Genomic DNA, 19,499 nt, shown 5'->3' with positions numbered 1-19,499 from the left:
TTTATTGGCCTTGCGGCATTGCTCTAAACCTTGGGCCTTGCTCTAAACCAAGGCGCGGCGAAGGGCGAGGCCGTTTTATGACAATGGCCGCGTGGGGTTGGCTGGAAAGATTGCGGAATGAGGCTTGTAACCTACAACATCCAATACGGCATTGGTCTTGATGGACGCTACGATATCAGGCGCATCGCCGATGCCGTGCGCGGCGCCGACGTGATAGCGCTGCAGGAGGTCACACGCAACAATCCGAGGAACGGCGGCCGCGACATGGTCGCCGAGATCGGCGAGGCGCTGCCCGACTATTTCGCCGTCTACGGGAGCAATTTCGAGGCCAATATCGGCTCGCGTATCGAGAACGGTCGCGCCATCACCACGACTTTCCAGCTCGGCAATATGGTGCTGTCGAAAACGCCCATTCATCTGTCGCGCAACCTGCTTTTGCCGCGCAGCCGCAGCTTCGAGATGATGAACTTCCAGCGCGGCGCGCTGGAAGCGCTGATCGAGACGCCGCTCGGTTTCATCCGCTTCTATTCCATCCATCTCGATCATCGCAGCCCGGTCGAGCGCGCCAGCCAGATCCAGTTCCTGCGCCAGCGCCTGTTGAACTATGCGCTCGAAGGCGGGGCGCTGTCCGGCGTCGCCGAGATCGGCCTGCCTGAATTGCCGCACCCCGAAGCCTTTGTCGCCATGGGTGATTTCAACATGCTGGCCGGATCACCCGAATATGTCGAACTCGCCGGCCGGCCGGACCACGAATTCGGCATGCCGCTGACCGCGGACTTCGCCGTCGATGCCGCCCTGCGCCTCAACGTCGACGCCGATGACCTCGTCAGCTGGGTCGACCCCAAGGACCCCACCAACGCCAGCCGTCACAAACGCATCGACTACGTCTTCACCAGCGCGTCGCTTGCCCGATTGCTGAAGCGCCTGTGGGTCGACCGGCAAGCGGCCGGTTCCGACCACCGGCCGGTATGGGCCGAACTGGGCTGACGCCAAGTTGGTTCGGTATAAGGCGCCGAGGCGTGTCGAGATACAGGTCAGGCCGAGCCGAGAATGCTGGCTTCCGGGAACCGGAGCGGAGCGTACTTAAAGTACGTGAGCACCGGAAGCGCAGGAAGCCACCATTCGCAGGCCGGCCTCACCTGGATATCGGCACGCATCAAAAGTGGACCCAGTTCCTGAGGCTGGTCCAGGTTTTGCGATCGAGCCTGTAGCGCTCCACCGGCACCTGGCCGGCAACGATGGAGTTCAGCATGCCCTGGCCGGCATACTGGAAACCGCATTTGTGGATCACCCGGCGCGAGGCCGGATTGATGACCCGCGTCGAGGCATGCAGCACCTGGATGGAGGTCTTCTGGAAGGCGAGGTCGACCAGCGCGTGCGCGGCTTCCGTCGCATAGCCGCGCTTCCAGTAAGGCTCGCCGATCCAGTAACCGAGCTCCAGCCCGCGATCGGTGGCGTTCAAGCCCGCGCAGCCGACAAAGGTATCGGTGCCGGCGAGCGTCAGCGCATGGGCGATGCCGGCGCGGCGTGACCTCGTCATGGCCAGGAAGGCGCGCGCCTCGGCCTCGCCATAGGGATGCGGCATGCGCGCCAGCATTTGGGCAACGTGATGGTTGTCGGCAAGGTCGACCAGTTGCGGAATATCCCGTTCATCGGGAGCCCGCATCACCAGCCGCTCGGTGGCCAGCATCGGGCAGTCTATCGCATAAGCTTCGCCGTCGACGTCTTCCGCTTCGGCAACCATTTTAAAAATCCTCCAGGCACAAGAAAAAGGGGAGATGGAACCCATCTCCCCTGATCCTTTTCCTGGCTTTGCCAGACACCGGTTCCCGAGATGGGCGCCGGTGTTCTAGTGCGGAACCGGCTACTCCGCGGCTTTGGTAATCGGGTTGACCGATACGTAGGTTCGGCCGTTGGCTTTTTTGTTGAACATCACGGCGCCGGCTTCGAGCGCGAAAAGGGTGTGGTCCGTGCCCATGCCGACATTGACGCCCGCATGCCAGGTGGTGCCGCGTTGACGAATGATGATGTTGCCCGGGATGACGGCTTCGCCGCCGAACTTCTTCACGCCCAGACGCTTGGAATGCGAGTCGCGACCGTTGCGCGACGAGCCGCCAGCTTTCTTGTGTGCCATCTAACTAACTCCGTTGCGCCGCAAGGCGCCTAAAAGGCCTTATGAACGCGTTCGCGTTCCGTTTCAAGTCCGATCCGGCTGATGTTTGGCCGGAAAAATTACTTCTTCGCCAGTTCCTTGGCCTGTTCGCGCCAGTCCTTGATCTGGTCGGCGCTGAACGGCATGTGCTCGTCGATCTTGGCGACATCCTTGTCGGACAGCTTGGCCAGCTGCGCGAAGGTGATGATGCCCTGCTCGGCGAGATCCTTGGCGGCGACCGGGCCGATGCCCTTGATCACGGTCAGGTCGTCCGGCTCGCCCTTCGGCGCCTTGAACAGCGGCGCTGCCGCGGCCTCGGCGGCCTTGGCTTCCGTCTTGGCGGTGGCCTTCTTGGCCGGCTTGGCGCCGCCCAGCAGGATCTCGGAGATCCGCACGGTGGTCAAAAGCTGGCGGTGGCCGATCTTGCGGCGCGAATTCTGGCGGCGGCGCTTCTTGAAGGCGATGACCGTGCGGTTCTTGCCCTGCTCGACGACTTCGGCGGTGACCAGGGCGCCATCGACGAACGGCGCGCCGAACGTGACATTCTCGCCCTCGCCATGCGCGAGCACGTGACCGATCTCGACGATATCGCCGACATTGGCTTCGACTTTTTCGATCTTCAGGAGATCGTTGGCGGCGACGCGATACTGCTTGCCGCCCGTTTTGATGACTGCGAACATTTTTTGCCTTTCGCTGTTCGGTCGGCCTCGATGAACCGCGTCTGGCGGTTCGGCCGTCTTTTTGTCAGTCTGCGGGTTCAAAAAACAAGCGGCGCGGAAGAACCCTCCACGCCGATTGCGCGCCGTCCCTAACCGAAGGTTGCGTGGGAGTCAAGGCAAACAGCCATTGCCAAGGCAAACAGCGATAACCGAAACTCGACGCCTACGCCTACGGCGCCGTGGAGACATGGCGATAACGGCCAAGGCAGCCTGTGCCGCGCAGGCCAATGAGCGGCGGACGCCTCTACAATGCCCTGCTTGTCCGGCAAGCCAAATATCGGTGGATTTGGCCTTGTAACCTGCCCGTTCAGCCGTTATCTAGTGCGCCGCGCCGGCAACGGCCGACCATGACCGCGGAGAGGTGGCAGAGTGGTCGAATGCACCGCACTCGAAATGCGGCATGGGTGCAAGCCCATCGGGGGTTCGAATCCCTCCCTCTCCGCCATCCCGCCGATTCTGCGCCAGGGCGCGCCGAGCTTTCCAAGGGCGGTCTGTCACTCCGTTATGGCTTCTCGCCCCTCGTACATCCGTGGGATGCAAATGGTCGAATTTCAGCCTGACGGTTGGCGCACGGTCACACCAAGGATTTCCACTCAAGACGTGAGAGGTTTGGTGGATTTTCTCAAAACCGTGTTCGGCGCCACTGGAGATTGACGGGTCGGTGCGCCGACGGAAGCGCGGATTGGCGACTCCATCGTCATGGTGAGCGGCGACGGCGAGCGCGAGGCGATGCCGGCCTTTCTTTACGCATGGTTTGAAGACGCCGACGAAACCTATCGGCGCGCCTCTTGATAATTGAGCTGGATAATTGAGGCGCCGCTATTGCGTATTTTACAGTATTAGATCACGCTAATATGCCGGACTTCAAAGCCGGCAAGGCCCGGCTGCTGCTCCCAACCCCAAGCTCCAGCAGCCGGGCCGCCTTCACCCCGAAATCCATGCCTGCCTTTGGCGATCACCCGTCAAATCGACATGAACGGCTGAGGAGGAACCAACGCATGTCGCGTTGAAACGAATTCATGCGACGCGCTTTGGGTATTTGTTTTATGCATGTCGTCCTCCCCATCGTAGGAACAGACATGGCGACGTGATCTATTGACGACCTGGTGCTGGCATTTCTGAGCGAAGGAAACGCGGGAAAAGCATCGGAACACGCCGAGCATACTCATCATACTCGGCAAAGGTCTGCCGCAGAATGGCTTCCTCATTCCTGGCGCGTCGGTACTGCAAAAGAAATTGCAGCCCGCCTAGCGCCACCATCAGCATTGAAAAATGCGAAATGACCATCCCGAGGACGAATGCCGCCTCGCAGACGTAAAGCGGATGGCGAACAATGGAATATGGACCAGAAGTAACCAGCCGCCGAGCCGTAGCCATGATGGAGAAAGAGCGACCAAGCCAGTAAAGGCAAAAAATCGAACTGACCATGCCGATGAAAATCAAGCAGAGCGCCCCCATTTGCGCGGCCCCGCTTTCCAATGCCGGAGTCAGAAACATTGCAATGATGATCAGGAACGTTCCGGCCACCGAGGTTACCCTGGGCACGAGTCCTCGAGCGGTTCCTTTTGGCGGGAGACGGCTGATCGTCAAGAAAACTTGCAGAGCCAACAAGCCCGTTGCCAAGGCTTGATTGACGACGGCCAGGGAATTTGCCGACACGGTCTGATGGAAATAGGAGAACAACGGAATCGCGCTGAGAACCGCCAAGACCGTCATGATGCAGACGATGGCGATACGGCCGAGAAAATCTTCGTTGAACATTTTGCTACCCCCGCGAGGGCGCACTGAAGCATTACTTTCGTGCGGCGACAAGAAAATCGTTTCAGAAGCGTTAATGTCCAACCTGACAGTTTAGTCGAGATGCCTCTCGAGAGCCTCAGACCTCCCGAGTCAAGATCACAGCAGATCGGTTAACTGTTTGGAAACTATCGTCTTGTGTGACCGGCCACTAAGTGGTTCACTCCTCTCATGGATGACATTGAGGGTGGGCCGATGGACCTCCTTGGCCTAAAATCGCTGCTTATTTGTGCCTTGATCTTCGTACCGCTTGAACACGTCCTCGCCCTTCGGACGCAACAAAAGATACTCCGAAAGGGCATCGGCACCGATGTGATTTACGCGGTGGTCAACGGTGCGTTCCTCAAGATCTGCCTCGTCCTTATGGCGGCAGCGGCAATGAGCGCCTCGGCGTGGTTGATACCGCAGAGGATAACAACGACCGTGAGCGGTCAGGCGACATGGCTCCAGGTCATAGAGATCATCGTCCTTGCCGATATCGGCGTCTACGCCTCGCACCGGGCGTTTCATGCAATCCCGGCGCTGTGGAGATTTCACGCGATCCATCATGGCATCGAGGAGTTGGATTGGATGGTTGCTTTCCGGGCCCATCCGGTGGACCAGATCATCACCAAGGCCGTCTCGCTTCTGCCAGTGTTCTTTCTGGGATTTTCATCAGAGGCGATCGCCGTCTACTTCATCATCGCCACCGGGCATGCGCTGCTTCTGCACGCCAACGTCAGGATGAACTTCGGGCCGCTCAAATGGCTGATCGCAACGCCGCAATTTCACCATTGGCATCATGCCGATCAACGCGACGCCTATGACAAGAACTTCGCCAGTCATCTTGCCATCATCGATGCGCTGTTCGGAACGTTCCATATTCCAGGCTCCAAAATGCCCGAGAAATATGGAGTCGATGAGCCGATCCCGACGGACTATATCGGCCAGCACGGCTACCCGTTCGTGCGTGGCGGTCAACAAGGCCAGAATACGGCGGATGCCATCGTAAGGCCGGCGACCGAAACATAGGCCAGATGCAGTAGCGCATCTGCAGCCCAGCGCCCGTCGGTTGTCACATCGCTAGAGAGTCCGGGACCAAAAAGCCGTATCCGACTTGCAATGCGATCATGCAAATCGACGCCACGGAGATCGGTACGCCAAAAGGGACAACACCTTTACGATCGAGGTGCTGAACGTAGAGGCGGAACGCGCCTTGCGGCAGCAAGAACGGATTTTTCAAGACCATGGCCGTGGCGAGAGCGAAAAGCAGCAGCAAGATGGAAAACCCGGCGAGATCACTTCCGCCGACCAGAAACGGCACGACCGCCATCAGCTTGACATCGCCCGCGCCAACCTTTCGTAGCACCCAAAATGGAAAGAGCGCCAGGAAGAGCACAAGCGCGGCGATAGCGCTCAGCCCCATGTCCCACCACGATCCGGACTGAAGCGACAGCAGCAGCAACGACCCTGCCCCCAGGCAGAGCAGCAGCAGCACGTCGCGATTGGCAATCTTCTGTGTCGTGAAATCCAGCCACGCAATCCTTGCGAGCAAGGGTATGGCGAGCGCCTTCAGCAGCAGCACCTCGACAAGCAGCATGCTAGCGCTCGATGTTCTGCACACTCGACGACAGCAGCTTCAGGTTGTTGGCCACGGTCGGGTCGTTTGGCGCCAGTTCATAGGCCTTGAGGAAACTCGTGCGTGCGTCCTGCAGCTTGCCGCGCAGTAGGTAGGAATAGCCGACATTGTTGTAGTACTCGGGCGATGCGCCAACCAGCCTGAACGCCCTGGCATAGGCACGGTCGGCGAGGTCGAAGCGGTGGATGCGGTCGCAGGAGGCGGCCAGCCCCATCCAGGCGCCACCATCGTTCGGGGCCAGTTGCGTCGCCTTGAAGAACAACGCGCCGGAGTTGCCGTAATTTTCCGCGCGGAACTGGTTCGTGGCCTCGGCCACGGCCTGATCCGAGGCGTAATACTCGACGTCGCTGACCGTCTTCAGCCCGTCGAAGGCGTCGCCAAACGAGGTTACGTCGCCTTTCGACGGCTCGTTGGTGCGCACGACTCCGCCTGTGGTGTCCGCACCCTTCGTTTGGCAACCGGCTAGCGCCACCAAAAGACTGGCCGCGACGACGGCTGCGAGGCGTATCGGCCTTGTCATTTTTAGCCCCCAAGAGTCCTTCGACTCTGTTTTAGAATCAAAGCATATCCTCATTTAGAAGAAAATGCCCTTCATTCGGATGAGCACAGGCAACATGACGACCATCATCACGACCGGAAAGATGCAGAGACCCAGCGGAATCATCATCTTGACCGGCAACGCGTTGGCACGTTCCTCGGCGTTCATGATTCTCTGGGTGCGCATTTCGTCGCTATAAATGCGCAGGGCGTCTGTAAGACTGGTGCCCAGCTCTTCCGATTGGCGAAACAAAACGGCCAAGGCGCGCGCCTCGTCAAGCCCGATGCGGTCGGCAAGTTCGCGCAGTGCCTCGCGCAACGGTTTGCCTGCACGCAACTGCAGGGTCACGATCGAGAGCTGAATGCCCAGCCATTTGTGGGTCCCGGCCAGTTCAGCGCCGACACGCTCCACTGCCGCCTCAAGGCTCATCCCGGCGTCAGCGCAAGTGATCATCATGTCCATGAAATCGGGAAAGCCGCGCCGGTACACCTGCTTTTGCCCGCTTTCGAAGCGGTCGAGGGCAATGCTGGGAATGACAAGGCAACCAAGCCCGATCAAGGCTGAACCTGCAAATGCCACCAACCCCGGCAATTGCGGCGGCAATACCCGCGATAGAACGGCATAACAGGCAAGGAAGCCGACACAGACGGCGCCGAGGCGAGAGAGCGTGTAAATGACCGGTGCGCTTGATTGGTAGAACCCCGCCCTGAACAGTTTCGCTTCAAGGGCATTCGGCACGCCGCGTTCCTTTTCCATGCCACGGAAATAGGCATCCACCGGCCGCTGCGCGGAAATCCTGTTGAGTTCCTGCTGGGCATAGAGCGATCGGCGATTGGTGATCCCCTCGGACAAAAGCGTTTGGGTAACCAGCTTCCTTGTCTGGAACACCGGGATGAGGATAAAGGCGCCCAGCAAAAAAAGCGCCACTGCCGCCAGGAAGATAGCGAGCGAGAGCAGCGTGGCCGAATTCCCTAGATTGGTAAACACGTCCAGGCCCGCCATTAAAAATCGAAGTTGACCATTCGGTACATTATGAAGTCCCCCACCAGTGCCCACGATCCGAAGATCACGAACACCGGCATGATGATCGGGTTCCCCCAGACGTCACCATAAAAACTCGGAGCGGCGATCGACAGCACGCCAAGCATCAGAACTGGAAACAGCGAGATTATCCAGGCAGACATACGGCCTTCGGCGGAAAGCGCCCTGATCTTCATCCGCAGTTTCCTCCGTTCACGTAACACCATCGATAGGTTCGACAATATTTCAGTAAGATTGCCACCGGTCTTTGCCTGGATGGAAAGCGACACCGAGAGCAGATGCAGGCCTTCGAAACCGACTCGCTCCGACAGTTTTCGAACAGCCTGTTCCAGACTAAGGCCAAAACTGATTTCGTCGGAAACGATGCCGAACTCGGTGCCGAGCGGATCGGGCATTTCACGCGCGACAAGCCCTATCGCGACGGTGGTTGGGTGACCAGCGCGCAGAGAGCGCACGATCATGTCGAGTGCATCGGGAAGCTGGACCGCAAATTTCTTGATGCGCTTGTTCCTGGCACTTCGCAGAACGAGAACCGGCAGAGCAAATCCGACAATCAAGAAGACGATGACGGCGACAATAACGGATAGGTGCAGAAGCAACGGCAAAATAAGCGCCAGAACGAGGCCGGCGAGCAGGAAAACCGCGAGGAAAGCCAGCGGATTGCCGGTGATGCCAGATTGCGTATAAAGCCGGTTGAGCGCGATTGCGCCGAAAATGAAGTCGCCCGATGCCGTCAATCCGCGTTCCTGCAGCAGCCCCTGCAAACTCTGCTCGGCCGGCTTTTCTTCTCCCAGTCGCTGCAAGCGTCGATTTATGATGCCTGCCCGCGCTCGCCGTCCGGCGATTGAAAGAAAGAAGGATTCGGCGGCGAGGATGACTGACGCCGCCGCAAGCACATAGATGAAATAGAGGAGGGTCTGACCGGTCGGCATCAGAGTGGCACCTGAGGGTTGAACGCATCTTTTGCGAAATGGTGTCCCATCGCCGCGGCTTCGGAGGCAAACCGCGGCCGAACACCGGTGGCGCGAAATTCACCGACAATGGCGCCGTCGGCTCGGACATCGCGGCGGACGAAGTGATAGATTTCCTGGAGCTGGACAACGTTGCCTTCCATGCCGGTGATTTCCGATATGGAAGTGACGCGCCGCCCGCCGTCCGAGAGACGCTGCGTCTGCACGATGATGTCGATGGCCGAGGCGATCTGAGCGCGAATGGAATCATTGGTCATCGGCATGCCGGCCATGCCGACCATCTGCTCGAGCCGCGAGATCGCATCGCGCGGCGTGTTGGCGTGGATGGTAGTCATCGAGCCTTCATGGCCGGTGTTCATGGCCTGCAGCATGTCGAAGGCTTCCTCGCCGCGCACCTCGCCGACGATGATGCGGTCCGGCCGCATGCGCAGCGCGTTCTTGAGCAGCTCGCGCTGGCGAACCTCGCCCTTGCCCTCGACATTGGGCGGGCGCGTCTCCAGTCGGCCGACATGCGGCTGCTGCAACTGCAGTTCCGCCGCATCCTCGATGGTGATCAGGCGCTCTTTGGAGGGGATGTAGCTTGAGAGTGCGTTGAGCAACGTCGTCTTGCCGCTGCCGGTACCGCCGGAGACCAGGATCGATTTGCGCGATTGTACGGCGATCCGCAGCAGATCGACCATCGGCTGGCGAATCGAATTGAATGCCATCAGACGTTCGAGCGAATAAGGATTCTTGGAGAATTTACGGATCGAAACCAGCGGCCCGTCGACCGAGATCGGCCGCACCGCGATGTTGACGCGCGAGCCGTCTTCCAGACGCGCGTCGACCATCGGCGCCGATTCATCGACGCGCCGGCCGATCGCGGAAACGATCTTGTTGATGACGCGCAGCAGATGCGCCTCATCACGAAACCGGATCGACGTCTCCTCGATGACGCCGCGCCGCTCGATGAAGACGCGCTTATGGGTGTTGATCAGGATATCGGCAATCGAGTCATCCTTGAGCAGCGGCTCGATCGGTCCCAGGCCTAACATCTCGTCGGCGATATCGCTGGTCAGCTGATCGAGTTCGCGGGCATTCAGCGGCACGTTGCGACCGCGTACGAACTCGCGCACGATGGGTCGGATCTCGTTCAGGATCTCGTCTTTCGATGCGCTTTCGAGCGACGCGAGGTTGAACCGGTCAATCAGATGCCGATGCAGATCGACCTTCAGCGCCAGGAACTCGTCGCCATGAGGTTCGAGGTCGACAGGCGAGGCGCCGCTGGCAACGGGGAGGACCGCGATCGACTCCACTCTCGGCTCGATCCGCGCCTCGCCACCCTTGATGAACCGCCCCAACATAATCCCTTATACTCCCTCCAGCGCATATTAGCGGAAACTAAACGTTAACCAAGCGGGGCACAAGCGTCGGGGCGGGCCACGCGTAGCCAATACTTTCAACATAGTTAAAACGCGTGCCAGGAAAATATCGTTTTTATTTCTGGCCGCCCTGCCGTCAAACATGAGTGGTGAACTATGGTTTGGAACGCCTCGGGCACCTTGGTCGCTCCGACACGGGCATCCGCTCCATATCCGGCTATAACCCCTTAGATATAAAGGAATATGCTATATAGCTAAAATAGCTGATCCTTTATTAGGTTGGGTGCATAATTGTGAACGAATGGTTAAGAGCGCTTGAAAAATTAGACGAATCAAGCTCTTGCTGAATTTTAAAGCCGCGCTCGGCTCGGAAGTTCATGTATTGGGAAGTTAAGGAACCGTTAATCCCGTTTGACTCTGCAATTTCTCGGGACCTAGGATCGAGATGACGGGGGATGCTTGGGTATGGAGTTCATCCTTGGCTCTGTCTCGTCGGGTTCAAACTCCAAGGGGAGAAATTGACATGAAGAAGCTCATGACGATGACCCGGCAGTTCCGCGACGATGAGAACGGCGCTGCCATGGTCGAATATACGGTGCTGCTCGGCATCATCACTGTAGCGGTGATCGCGACGGTGGTGTTGGTCGGTACCTGGGTTGCCGGTCGGTGGACCGCTCTTAACAGCGCGCTGGTAGCAGCAGCGTAAGTCCCTGACTGGCCCAAGCATTCGGCTTGGGCCAGTTACTCTAATCCCGAGGCCCGCAAGGCTTTGCGGGCAGCTTAAATTCGTTGGCAGGCAAAATAGGCGCAAATAGCAGCATAGTGCCAATGCACTGACGTGTTGGCTGCCGACATGAGGGTGACGAGCGTGCTTGAGTATGGATGCCATCCGCAGCTTGCCTCGTCGGATTCAAATCTCCGAAGGAGTAATTGGCATGGGGAAGTTCATGACGATGACCCGGCAGTTCCGCGCCGATGAAAGCGGCGCTGCCATGGTCGAATATACTGTCTTGCTCGGGATCATCACTGTAGCGGTCATTGCCACGGTGGTCCTGGTAGGCACCTGGGTCGGCGGCCAGTGGACCACACTTAACACGACACTTGCTGCTGCTTAGGGTTACTCTGGCAGGCTCGGGCGCAAATGCTTGGGCCAGCCTCTTTTCAACCAGAGACAGGCGACCCTCGGGGGGACGTAGTCGATTGAGTGGGTTTGGGTCATGCGCGCAAATACCGTCATCATGATCGTCCTCGCCGGCGTGTTCGGCGTGCTTGCAGTGGTGCTCGCCAATGTCTGGCTGGCCAACCAGCGCAGCGCGATTGCGCAGACGAATGATGTCCAGCGCGATACGGTCGTGGTGGCTGCGGTGGCGCTGAAGTTCGGCGACACACTTTCCGCCGACAAATTGCGCGAAGTCGCGTGGCCGGCAGGTGCGGTTCCGGCGGGCGCATTCAAGACAACAGAGGACCTCCTGACCAAGGACGTTCCCGCTGGCGGGGGCCCCAAACAGGCGTTGCAGGCGATCGGCGTCAACGAACCCGTCCTTGCGAGCAAGATCACCGGCCCGGGCCAGCGCGCCACGCTTTCGGCGGTGCTTGGCGAAGGCATGAAGGCCGTGTCCATCCGGGTCAACGACGTGCTTGGCGTCGCCGGTTTCGTCTTCCCCGGCGATCGCGTCGACGTCTTGCTGACGCGGACCGTGCGAAGCGACGAAGGCGCGGACCAGAGTTTTGTCGATGTGTTGCTGCAAGGCATGAAAGTGCTCGCCGTCGACCAGGTGGCCGACGAAAGCAAGGACAGCCCGACGGTCGTCAAATCCGTAACACTCGAGGCCAGCACCAAGGATGCGCAGAAGCTGACCCTGGCCGCGGGCGCCGGCCAGTTGTCACTGGCGCTGCGCCAGGCCGCCGCCAGCAAGGGCGAGGCAACCGAGCGGGTGACGCTTTCCGACCTGACCGGCGAAATGCCGGCTGACGTCGCCAAAAAACAGGCTGAACTGGCCAGGCAGGCTGCAGCCGAAGCCGCAGCCGCGGCCGAACGTCAGCGCGCGGAGGATGACCGCAAGCGTGCGGATGACAAGATCACAGGGCTGGCCCAGGCCGTGGACCGAGTGGGAAGCCAGCTCGATCAGTTGAGCAAGGTGAAGCCGGCTCCGGTCGTGGTGTCGGCCCCGGCGCCGGCGGCGCGCGAGGTCGTGAAGGAAGTGGTCAAATATCTACCGGCGGAACCGCCACCACCACCGGTCCGCGCCACGGTCGGCGTCTACCGGGGTGTGGTGCTCGAATCTTATGACGTGCCGAGACAGCAATAAAAAGCGGCTCGGCTAGGGGGACTGCCCGATGCGGGACAAACGGGGTGAGGGGATGGGTGGAATGTTGGGAAGATTGACGGCCGCCCTACTGGTCCTATCGGCCATACTTGCGGCGTCCGGAACACAGGCGGCCGATCGCTTCATCGACGTGTCCAATCCCAGTGTCCACCGTGTTTTCCTGCCGGCGTCGCAATCGGTGACAATCCAGGTGAATGCCAATCTCGGCGACATCGTCGTCGGCGACCAGAAGATCGCCGACGCCCAGCCGATGACCGACCGCACGCTCTATGTCATCGGCAAGAGCGCCGGCACCACAACGGTCAATCTGTTTTCCACCGACAAGCGTTCGCTCGGCGTCATCCAGATCGAGGTCGGCGTCGACGTCAGCGACATGGCGCAAGCGATCCGTCAGGTGGCGCCAAGGTCGCGCATCGAAGTCGGATCGGTCAACGGCAGGGTCAGGCTTGGCGGTCATGTCAAGGACGGCGCCACGCTGGCGGCCATCCTGGAAGTGGCAAAGCAATATGGTCCCGACGACATCATCAATGCCGTCACGGTGGATGACAGCCAGCAGGTCAATCTTGAAGTACGCATACTGGAGGCAAAGCGCAACGCCGGCCGCGATCTTGGTGTGTCCCTAAGGAGCAGGGGCAGCAGTGCAACCATCTTCGGAACAGGCATCGCAGCCACAACTCCAGCCGGAGCGGACCCAGGGACACTCGTGACGGGTCTGCTGTCGAAGTCCAACCCTTTCGCCACACTGATCACCCAGGTGATCGACAGCAACATCAAAGTTGATCTGATCATTGAGGCGCTCGAGGCGAAGGGTGCGGTACGCACACTGGCCGAGCCCAACCTCACCACGCTTTCCGGTGAGCAGGCAAGCTTCAACGCCGGCGGCGAAGTCCCTATCCGCACTCTCGATAAGGACGACAGGATAAGCATCGTTTACAAGCAATTCGGCGTCAACCTGGTGTTCACGCCGGTCGTACTCGACGACGGAAAGATCCACATGAACCTGGCGCCGGAAGTCAGCGATCTGACCGGCTTCACCACTGCCGGCGACCCGATCTTCACCAATCGCAAGCTTGACACCGTCGTCGAACTGCGCGACGGCCAGAGCTTCGCCGTCGGCGGACTTCTGTCCAGCAAGACCACCAAACTACAGAACCAGGTGCCATGGCTCGGCCAGGTGCCGATCATCGGCACGCTGTTCCGCAACTCGAGCAACCAGAAGGAAGAGACCGAACTGGTCGTCATTGTCACGCCACATCTTGTACGGCCGGTAAAACCCGGCGAACAGCTGGCGACACCCTTCGACAAGACGCGGCCCGCCAACGATCCGGAATTCTTTGTGCTCGGTCAGCTCGAGGTGAACAAGGACATGATCCGAAAATACGAGACAGGCGACGGCGTCACCGGCCCTTATGGCCACATGCTGGACTTCAAATCGAAGGACAAGATGCTCTATGTCAAGAAATAGCGCCTTGATCCTCGTTCTATGCGCCGGCGCGCTGAGTGGCTGCGCCGCGGACTATCTGAACCACTATGATTCGGTGACGCTCGCCGCCGGTGATACCCAAAAGTTCAATTCACTGTTGCAGACGGTTGACCCGCTCAATCCGGCTTCCAGGAACACGCATATCGAAGGCGACGGTACGCGCGCTGCAACTGTCGCCCACAACTACAAATTTCCACCGCCACCACCACCGCCGCCGGCTATCACGGTCAACGTCGGCGGGGCGGGTGTGACTACTACGACGCAGTGAACTGAACGGAAGGATGCGGTTTCAGCGCCAGGCCATACGAGGAGTCCTGGCGTCAGGGGAGCAAGGGCCATGCTGCGGACCATTCGCGCGTTCTGGCACGATCAGAGGGGAATAGCGCTGATCCTCGTCAGCGTGACGTTGCCGGCGATCATCGGCTTTTCGCTGCTGGCGATCGACATGAGCCGGGTCAATAACCTCCACAATGATTTGCAAAAGGCGGCGGATGCCTTTGCGTTAGCTGGAGCCGCCGAGCTTGATGGCTTGCCCGGTTCATGGGCCCGAGCCGAGCGCGCCATGGCAACGCTGGTTACCAACCAGGCCGCATTCTCGACCGTTGGCTCTACTGGCCGGTTCACTTTGACTTCGGGGCAACCGGGCGGCACCGCACGATGCAACAGCGCCGGCAACATTTCGTGGTGTTTCCTCAAGACCTTACCCGCGTCTGACGGAACTCCGGTCACCAGCGCAAACTATGCCAATGCAACGCAATCCGTCGGCGAAGATGAAACCGCATTCATTGAAGTGAAGGTGGCACCGACCGGTTTCGCCGCAATATTCCCGGCGTCGTTCCTGACGGGCAATTCGGCCAGCAATGGCTTCAACGTTGCTGCCTCGGCGGTTGCCGGATTCACATCCGGCGTCTGCGATTACACGCCCGTTTTCATGTGCAACCCGTATGAGGACACAACGATTACCGGCGGCGTCACGCTGGAACAGGCGGCACAAACCAGGCAATACCGTCGCCGCCAGATCATGCTGCGCGGAGACGGATCTTACTTTCCCGGTAACTTCGCTTTCCTGGCTTCTCCATTTGGCAACGGCGCCAACCAGCTCGAAAAGATGCTCGCCGACTCCAAGCCGCAGAATTGTTATTCGCGCGACGGCGTCGACACCGAGCCGGGACAGAATGCGGGCCCTGTCGAGAACGGTATCAACTCGCGCTTCGGTATCAACTCGTCCAACTACTCGGACGGACCTGCGGTCAATGTGCGCAAGGGTGCCACAAACTGGGACCAGTACGTCGCGAGCAACAAGGTCACCTACGAAACGGACCCGACAAAAGGTGTCGGGCTTGAACGTGACTCGTGCCAGATCGCCGGCAACTGCACCATGATGGGCGGTCGCATGGGCGACGGAGACTGGAATTTCGCTCGTTATTGGGCCGCCAATCACCCCACACGTTCCGTGCCCGCGGCTCTGTCGGGAACCGGTGCCAACCTCCCGACGCGGTATGAGGTTTACCGTTACGAAAACGATCCCGACGGAAACCCCCTCACCAATGACAGTATCGTCGGCGATGCAGCGGTTGGAGGTGAAAAAGGCACGCCGCCCGCAGGAGCCGGCACCCCTATCTCGACGCCCGACCGCCGGTTGCTTTACGGCGCAATCCTGGACTGCAATGCGCTTCAGGCTTCGGGCACGAATTTCAGCGGCCGCCAGACGGGCATTCCGGTGAGGAGATTCGGCAGCTTCTTCATCACTGAGCCGATCAAGGACGGTAAGAATATTTACGTCGAGTTGGTCGACATCACCGGCAAAGGCGGCAATGGCACGCTCGACAACTATCTGCGCGACGAAGCGCAGCTCTATCGGTGACCGCGATGTTCAAGATGCTGTCCCGATATTTTGTTCGATTTCGACACGACCAACGCGGCGCGGTGATTGTCGAGATGACATTGATCACGCCGCTGATGCTGATCTTGTCGGCCGGGGTGTTCGAGTTCGGCAACCTGATCCATGACAAGCTGCTGATGGAGGCCGGGCTTACCGACGGCGCTCGCTATGCCGCGCGCTGCAACAGCCAATTGTATACCGACTCCGGGCTCACGGCGATCAACTGTGCCACCGTTGCCGCGAATATTGCGGTGTTCGGCAACCCGACAGGGACGGCGCCCGCACGTGTCTCCGGCTGGCTGACATCGAATGTCACGGTGACCATGAACAACTCCTGCCAGGACACCGTGGTGGGCGGCGTCACCCAATATCGCTCCACCACGGCGCAAGTCTGCACCGTCCGCGCGTCCGGTACCTACCCATACAGCGGTGTCGGGATGCTGTCGTTCATCGGCATCGGTCCGATAACGCTGCAGGGCTCCCACGACGAGCGGTTGATCCGGTTTTGATCATGATCAGGCGTTTCGCAAAATCGGAAGACGGTGCGGCGATGGTGGAAATGACCATCGTATCGACGCTGCTGTTCTCGCTTGTCCTCGGCTTCGTCGATTTCGGTTACGCCTTCTACCAATGGAACGCGGCCACCAAGGCGGTGCAGGTTGGTGCCCGGCTGGCGTCGATATCGGATTCGGTGGCAACCAACCTCGCGACCGCGGGCCCGATCGCGTCTCCCGGCGCCCCGATTGTCGCCGGCGCCTATGGTCCCTTCGTCTGCACCTACACCGCCGGCACGGGCGCCTGCAGCAACAGCGGCGGCTTCAGCGCCGCCAATTTCAGCCGCATCTTTCGTGGCGACACCGCAAACACCAATGACGACGCCTGTCCCAATCTAGCCGCAAACCAGCGGCCCGGCATGTGCCACTTCTTCCCCGGCCTGCTGCGGAGCAACGTCGTCGTCACCTACACGGCCACGGGCCTTGGCTATCAGACCCGGCTTGGCGGCCCGGTGCCTACGATCACGGTCAGCCTGCAGAACAGGACCTTCCAGTTCTTCTTCCTGGCCGGACTGATGGGGTTCGGAACCATCACCATGCCCTCGATGCTGAGCACGGTCACGGGCGAAGACATGAAGAGCACGTATCCATGAACGCCATCAACACCAAGGTTCTGCCGACCAAGCGAAAGCAGGTCGCGCTGTTTTCGTCGGATCCGAATTTCAAGCGTGATGTCGCGACGCGGCTCGACGCGCTGGCGATCTATGACGTGCGGATTTCGGAGACCGGTGATTTTCTCAAGGGGCCGCCCGCCGATACGCGCCCGGGCATCGTCATCCTCGATCTCGGCGATGGCGAATTGCTCGCCAGTCCTGGCATCGTCGAGGCGCGCGCGCTGTGGGCGACCGTGCCGCTGATTGCGGTTTCCAATGAGTTGACCTCGGAGCAGACGCGCGTGCTGGTACGCATGAACGCCTCCGACTGGCTGCACAAGCCGCTCGACGGCAAGGAACTGCTCAACGCCGTCACCTTCCACGACACCGGCAGCCAGGGAGCGAAGAGCCGCATCATCACCTTCATCAGCGCCAGCGGCGGCGCGGGTGCCACGACGCTCGCGCTCTCGGCGGCGGAGTTCCTGGCCTCGAAATCGGCCGAACGCGCGGCGTCGACCTGCCTGGTCGATCTCGATTTCCAGAGCGCCAATTGCGGCGCCTATCTCAACCTGTTCAACCAGTTCGATCTTGCCGGCATCATTGGCCAGCCGGATCGGCTCGATGTCGAGCTCATGGACGTCATCAAGCTGTCGCGACCTTCCGGCCTCACCCTTTATGCCTTCGAGCGGCCGCAACTGCCATTCGAGCCGCAGGGCGCCGATTTCGTCTTCCGGCTGCTGGACCTTGTCGCCTACCGGTTCGACGACATCGTCATCGACCTGCCCAACCTCGAAACGCCCTGGCACGATTCCGTGCTGTCGACGAGCGACGAGATCTTCATCGTCTTCGAACTCAATGTCGCTTCGCTGCGGCAAGGCAAACGGCTCTACAAGAAAATCCGTGAGCTGCGCGGCAATGCCGTCAACATCACCCTGGTGGCCAACAAGCACAAGCGCAAATGGTTCGGCAACCACTTCTCGCGCAGCGAGCTGGAGAAGATCTTCAAGGCGCCCAACATCAAGTCGGTCGCCCTCGACAATGCGCTGCTGGCCGACGCCCTGAACCGCGCGATCCTGCCGTCGGAAGTGGACGGGCGGGCGCGCTTCAACAAGGATCTGAAGAAGATGTTCCGGGAGCGGCTCGGCGATGCGGCCCGCTAGCCACCCCCGCTTTCGACTGACGGCCGCCTGGCTTGTCGGCATGGCGCTGGTGCTTGCCGCCGCACAGATCGCGTCGGCGGGCAGCCGCCCGCCATTGCCGGCCATGGGTCCCAGCCTGCGCAAGATGGTGGCGTTTCCCACCGCCGAGAACGTTGGAACCATCATCATCCGCAAGCAGGAAAAAGCGCTCTACCTGGTGACCGGCCAGGGCAAGGCGCTGCGCTACCAGATCAGTGTCGGACGGGATGGATTTGGCTGGACGGGTACGGTCCAGGTGGGGGCGAAGACGGAATGGCCCGAGTGGCGGCCGCCCAGGGAAATGCGTGCCCGCCAGCCGGAGTTGCCGGAGATGGTTCCCGCGGGGCCGTACAATCCGCTCGGCGCCAGGGCGCTCTACCTGCTTCGGGATGGTCGCGATACACTGTATCGCATCCATGGCACCAACGACCCTTCCGGCGTGGGTTTTGACGGGACGTCGGGCTGTTTTCGCCTGACCAATACCGATGTCATCGATCTTTTCAGGCGCGTGCCGGTCGGCACCAAGGTGGTGGTCCAATGACGACGATCAGCGATCCGGACGAACTGGTGGCAGCGGTCGAACCGCCATTGCTCGACAAGGAGAAGAGCCGGTCCAGACTTGCCGTTGCCGTTTGTGTCGGCCTGACGCTGTTTGCTCTTTTGAACGCCACCGCGGCCGTCTATCTCTATCGTGGCATCAACGACCTGCGCGCGCTTGAGGCGCGGTTGGAGGACCTGGGCCAGTTCGAGCAGCGAATGAGCGCGCGGCTGGATACGGTCAACAACGGATTTCAGAGCCGGTTCGAGGCCTTGGATGATCGGTTGCGGGCGAGCTTCGGCGAGGTCAACGCCAACATCGCCCGGCAGGCACCGGAAATGTCGGGAAATCACGGTGGCGACGAGCCGCGCGTCGTGGAGCTTTCCCCGCCCGCCGAAGCGCCGGCGGCAGTTGCCAGCGCCTCCGAACCGGACGCCCAGCCTGCCGTCGAGGACCTGCCGCGGGCCGCTCGAAGGAAGCCGGCTCCGGCGGTGCCTCCAGCGCCAAACTCCAACTATCAGCGGATCGTATCCCCCGAGGGCAAGGTCACCTATCACAAGATAAACTGATGCATTGCCGCCGAAAAGTGATCTCGGGTTTGGGGACAACGGCATGCATGGAAACAAAAAACTGAAGCGCGTCGTCTGAATCCGTTTCGGCGCGACGCGCTCTAGAGCGTTTCACGTTTTGACGGAAGCGTAGCCGGCGTTTGCGAAATAGTTCTTGCATTCGTTGGCCTCGATCGTT

At 60.2% G+C, this 19,499-nt stretch carries 22 protein-coding genes and 1 tRNA gene; 14 read left to right on the top strand and 9 right to left on the bottom strand.

Annotation, left to right across the window (positions count from 1 at the left end):
* Positions 1 to 117 precede the first annotated feature (117 nt).
* Entirely contained in the window at positions 118 to 987 is an 870-nt protein-coding gene (locus tag FJ930_RS00115; protein ID WP_141833528.1) for an endonuclease/exonuclease/phosphatase family protein, read from the top strand.
* Between the two features lie 169 nt (positions 988 to 1,156).
* Here the strand turns inward: FJ930_RS00115 and FJ930_RS00110 are convergent, their stop codons facing one another.
* The 3 genes from FJ930_RS00110 to rplU form a co-directional block, all read right to left on the bottom strand.
* On the bottom strand, positions 1,157 to 1,744 hold the full coding sequence (locus tag FJ930_RS00110) for a GNAT family protein (RefSeq protein WP_140748142.1): 588 nt from the start codon (positions 1,742 to 1,744) through the stop codon (positions 1,157 to 1,159).
* Positions 1,745 to 1,864: 120 nt separating this feature from the next.
* Complete coding sequence (gene rpmA / locus FJ930_RS00105) at positions 1,865 to 2,134, bottom strand: 50S ribosomal protein L27 (RefSeq protein WP_140613041.1); 270 nt, start codon at positions 2,132 to 2,134, stop codon at positions 1,865 to 1,867.
* Positions 2,135 to 2,232: 98 nt separating this feature from the next.
* Positions 2,233 to 2,832: a 50S ribosomal protein L21 gene (rplU, locus tag FJ930_RS00100; protein ID WP_140748145.1), complete on the bottom strand. Its 600-nt coding sequence runs from the start codon at positions 2,830 to 2,832 to the stop codon at positions 2,233 to 2,235.
* A 394-nt stretch (positions 2,833 to 3,226) separates the two neighbouring features.
* Between rplU and FJ930_RS00095 the strand changes: the two genes are divergently transcribed.
* Positions 3,227 to 3,316, top strand: a tRNA-Ser gene (locus FJ930_RS00095).
* Between the two features lie 647 nt (positions 3,317 to 3,963).
* Here FJ930_RS00095 and FJ930_RS00090 read toward each other — a convergent pair.
* Complete coding sequence (locus FJ930_RS00090) at positions 3,964 to 4,632, bottom strand: isoprenylcysteine carboxylmethyltransferase family protein (protein WP_141833525.1); 669 nt, start codon at positions 4,630 to 4,632, stop codon at positions 3,964 to 3,966.
* Between the two features lie 459 nt (positions 4,633 to 5,091).
* Here FJ930_RS00090 and FJ930_RS00085 point away from each other — a divergent pair, with 459 nt between their 5' ends.
* Entirely contained in the window at positions 5,092 to 5,679 is a 588-nt protein-coding gene (locus tag FJ930_RS00085; RefSeq protein WP_246676773.1) for a sterol desaturase family protein, read from the top strand.
* Positions 5,680 to 5,722: 43 nt separating this feature from the next.
* Here the strand turns inward: FJ930_RS00085 and FJ930_RS00080 are convergent, their stop codons facing one another.
* Genes FJ930_RS00080 through FJ930_RS00060 form a run of 5 tightly spaced genes read right to left on the bottom strand, consistent with a single transcriptional unit; the run spans position 5,723 to position 10,179 of the window.
* Complete coding sequence (locus FJ930_RS00080) at positions 5,723 to 6,247, bottom strand: prepilin peptidase (protein ID WP_141833519.1); 525 nt, start codon at positions 6,245 to 6,247, stop codon at positions 5,723 to 5,725.
* Position 6,248: 1 nt separating this feature from the next.
* On the bottom strand, positions 6,249 to 6,806 hold the full coding sequence (locus FJ930_RS00075) for a tetratricopeptide repeat protein (protein ID WP_140749029.1): 558 nt from the start codon (positions 6,804 to 6,806) through the stop codon (positions 6,249 to 6,251).
* Positions 6,807 to 6,860: 54 nt separating this feature from the next.
* Positions 6,861 to 7,826 (bottom strand): type II secretion system F family protein, encoded by a 966-nt coding sequence (locus FJ930_RS00070; protein ID WP_181763237.1) that lies wholly within the window; start codon positions 7,824 to 7,826, stop codon positions 6,861 to 6,863.
* Positions 7,826 to 8,797, bottom strand: coding sequence for a type II secretion system F family protein (locus FJ930_RS00065; RefSeq protein WP_141833516.1), 972 nt, complete (start codon positions 8,795 to 8,797; stop codon positions 7,826 to 7,828). Before FJ930_RS00065 ends, FJ930_RS00070 begins: the two co-directional genes overlap by 1 nt.
* A complete protein-coding gene (locus tag FJ930_RS00060) occupies positions 8,797 to 10,179 on the bottom strand; it encodes a CpaF family protein (RefSeq protein WP_141833513.1) in 1,383 nt (460 codons plus the stop codon). Before FJ930_RS00060 ends, FJ930_RS00065 begins: the two co-directional genes overlap by 1 nt.
* Positions 10,180 to 10,720: 541 nt before the next feature.
* On the opposite strand from FJ930_RS00060, the gene FJ930_RS00055 reads away from it, so the two are divergent.
* The 11 genes from FJ930_RS00055 (at position 10,721) to FJ930_RS00005 (ending at position 19,321) form a co-directional block, all read left to right on the top strand.
* The gene (locus FJ930_RS00055) at positions 10,721 to 10,903 is read left to right on the top strand and encodes a Flp family type IVb pilin (RefSeq protein WP_141833510.1); all 183 of its coding nucleotides are present in this window, start codon (positions 10,721 to 10,723) and stop codon (positions 10,901 to 10,903) included.
* A 229-nt stretch (positions 10,904 to 11,132) separates the two neighbouring features.
* Complete coding sequence (locus FJ930_RS00050) at positions 11,133 to 11,312, top strand: Flp family type IVb pilin (protein ID WP_141833507.1); 180 nt, start codon at positions 11,133 to 11,135, stop codon at positions 11,310 to 11,312.
* Between the two features lie 102 nt (positions 11,313 to 11,414).
* Positions 11,415 to 12,506: a Flp pilus assembly protein CpaB gene (cpaB, locus tag FJ930_RS00045; protein WP_141833504.1), complete on the top strand. Its 1,092-nt coding sequence runs from the start codon at positions 11,415 to 11,417 to the stop codon at positions 12,504 to 12,506.
* A gap of 61 nt (positions 12,507 to 12,567) precedes the next feature.
* Positions 12,568 to 13,989, top strand: coding sequence for a type II and III secretion system protein family protein (locus FJ930_RS00040; RefSeq protein ID WP_246676772.1), 1,422 nt, complete (start codon positions 12,568 to 12,570; stop codon positions 13,987 to 13,989).
* A gap of 4 nt (positions 13,990 to 13,993) precedes the next feature.
* Positions 13,994 to 14,275, top strand: coding sequence for a hypothetical protein (locus FJ930_RS00035; RefSeq protein WP_246676771.1), 282 nt, complete (start codon positions 13,994 to 13,996; stop codon positions 14,273 to 14,275).
* 69 nt (positions 14,276 to 14,344) lie between these two features.
* Entirely contained in the window at positions 14,345 to 15,871 is a 1,527-nt protein-coding gene (locus FJ930_RS00030; protein ID WP_141833501.1) for a pilus assembly protein TadG-related protein, read from the top strand.
* Positions 15,872 to 15,876: 5 nt separating this feature from the next.
* The gene (locus tag FJ930_RS00025) at positions 15,877 to 16,398 is read left to right on the top strand and encodes a TadE/TadG family type IV pilus assembly protein (protein WP_246676770.1); all 522 of its coding nucleotides are present in this window, start codon (positions 15,877 to 15,879) and stop codon (positions 16,396 to 16,398) included.
* A 2-nt stretch (positions 16,399 to 16,400) separates the two neighbouring features.
* Positions 16,401 to 17,036 carry a TadE/TadG family type IV pilus assembly protein gene (locus FJ930_RS00020; protein WP_140749002.1) on the top strand — a complete coding sequence of 212 codons (636 nt, stop codon included), beginning with the start codon at positions 16,401 to 16,403 and terminating at the stop codon, positions 17,034 to 17,036.
* A complete protein-coding gene (locus FJ930_RS00015) occupies positions 17,033 to 18,196 on the top strand; it encodes an AAA family ATPase (RefSeq protein ID WP_141833494.1) in 1,164 nt (387 codons plus the stop codon). The genes FJ930_RS00020 and FJ930_RS00015 overlap by 4 nt, the downstream gene beginning before the upstream one ends.
* Positions 18,183 to 18,755: a L,D-transpeptidase gene (locus FJ930_RS00010; RefSeq protein WP_141833491.1), complete on the top strand. Its 573-nt coding sequence runs from the start codon at positions 18,183 to 18,185 to the stop codon at positions 18,753 to 18,755. Before FJ930_RS00015 ends, FJ930_RS00010 begins: the two co-directional genes overlap by 14 nt.
* Positions 18,752 to 19,321, top strand: coding sequence for a hypothetical protein (locus FJ930_RS00005; protein WP_141833488.1), 570 nt, complete (start codon positions 18,752 to 18,754; stop codon positions 19,319 to 19,321). Before FJ930_RS00010 ends, FJ930_RS00005 begins: the two co-directional genes overlap by 4 nt.
* The last annotated feature ends 178 nt before the right edge of the window (positions 19,322 to 19,499 follow it).

Origin of the sequence: Mesorhizobium sp. B2-4-15 (genome assembly GCF_006658505.1) — a bacterium.
In the GTDB taxonomy this organism is placed as follows: domain Bacteria; phylum Pseudomonadota; class Alphaproteobacteria; order Rhizobiales; family Rhizobiaceae; genus Mesorhizobium.
This window is presented reverse-complemented; position numbering and strand designations above follow the sequence as displayed.

What these genes read in the sequence shown, in the direction of transcription:
- FJ930_RS00020 (WP_140749002.1), top strand. Translation starts at nt 16,401, where the DNA reads ATGATCAGGCGTTTCGCAAAATCGGAAGACGGTGCGGCGATGGTGGAA.
- FJ930_RS00055 (WP_141833510.1), top strand. Translation starts at nt 10,721, where the DNA reads ATGAAGAAGCTCATGACGATGACCCGGCAGTTCCGCGACGATGAGAAC.
- FJ930_RS00040 (WP_246676772.1), top strand. Translation starts at nt 12,568, where the DNA reads ATGTTGGGAAGATTGACGGCCGCCCTACTGGTCCTATCGGCCATACTT.
- FJ930_RS00025 (WP_246676770.1), top strand. Translation starts at nt 15,877, where the DNA reads ATGTTCAAGATGCTGTCCCGATATTTTGTTCGATTTCGACACGACCAA.
- FJ930_RS00075 (WP_140749029.1), bottom strand. Translation starts at nt 6,806, where the DNA reads ATGACAAGGCCGATACGCCTCGCAGCCGTCGTCGCGGCCAGTCTTTTG.
- rplU (WP_140748145.1), bottom strand. Translation starts at nt 2,832, where the DNA reads ATGTTCGCAGTCATCAAAACGGGCGGCAAGCAGTATCGCGTCGCCGCC.
- FJ930_RS00090 (WP_141833525.1), bottom strand. Translation starts at nt 4,632, where the DNA reads ATGTTCAACGAAGATTTTCTCGGCCGTATCGCCATCGTCTGCATCATG.
- FJ930_RS00050 (WP_141833507.1), top strand. Translation starts at nt 11,133, where the DNA reads ATGGGGAAGTTCATGACGATGACCCGGCAGTTCCGCGCCGATGAAAGC.
- FJ930_RS00070 (WP_181763237.1), bottom strand. Translation starts at nt 7,826, where the DNA reads ATGGCGGGCCTGGACGTGTTTACCAATCTAGGGAATTCGGCCACGCTG.
- cpaB (WP_141833504.1), top strand. Translation starts at nt 11,415, where the DNA reads ATGCGCGCAAATACCGTCATCATGATCGTCCTCGCCGGCGTGTTCGGC.
- rpmA (WP_140613041.1), bottom strand. Translation starts at nt 2,134, where the DNA reads ATGGCACACAAGAAAGCTGGCGGCTCGTCGCGCAACGGTCGCGACTCG.
- FJ930_RS00005 (WP_141833488.1), top strand. Translation starts at nt 18,752, where the DNA reads ATGACGACGATCAGCGATCCGGACGAACTGGTGGCAGCGGTCGAACCG.
- FJ930_RS00030 (WP_141833501.1), top strand. Translation starts at nt 14,345, where the DNA reads ATGCTGCGGACCATTCGCGCGTTCTGGCACGATCAGAGGGGAATAGCG.
- FJ930_RS00015 (WP_141833494.1), top strand. Translation starts at nt 17,033, where the DNA reads ATGAACGCCATCAACACCAAGGTTCTGCCGACCAAGCGAAAGCAGGTC.
- FJ930_RS00115 (WP_141833528.1), top strand. Translation starts at nt 118, where the DNA reads ATGAGGCTTGTAACCTACAACATCCAATACGGCATTGGTCTTGATGGA.
- FJ930_RS00010 (WP_141833491.1), top strand. Translation starts at nt 18,183, where the DNA reads ATGCGGCCCGCTAGCCACCCCCGCTTTCGACTGACGGCCGCCTGGCTT.
- FJ930_RS00065 (WP_141833516.1), bottom strand. Translation starts at nt 8,797, where the DNA reads ATGCCGACCGGTCAGACCCTCCTCTATTTCATCTATGTGCTTGCGGCG.
- FJ930_RS00080 (WP_141833519.1), bottom strand. Translation starts at nt 6,247, where the DNA reads ATGCTGCTTGTCGAGGTGCTGCTGCTGAAGGCGCTCGCCATACCCTTG.
- FJ930_RS00060 (WP_141833513.1), bottom strand. Translation starts at nt 10,179, where the DNA reads ATGTTGGGGCGGTTCATCAAGGGTGGCGAGGCGCGGATCGAGCCGAGA.
- FJ930_RS00110 (WP_140748142.1), bottom strand. Translation starts at nt 1,744, where the DNA reads ATGGTTGCCGAAGCGGAAGACGTCGACGGCGAAGCTTATGCGATAGAC.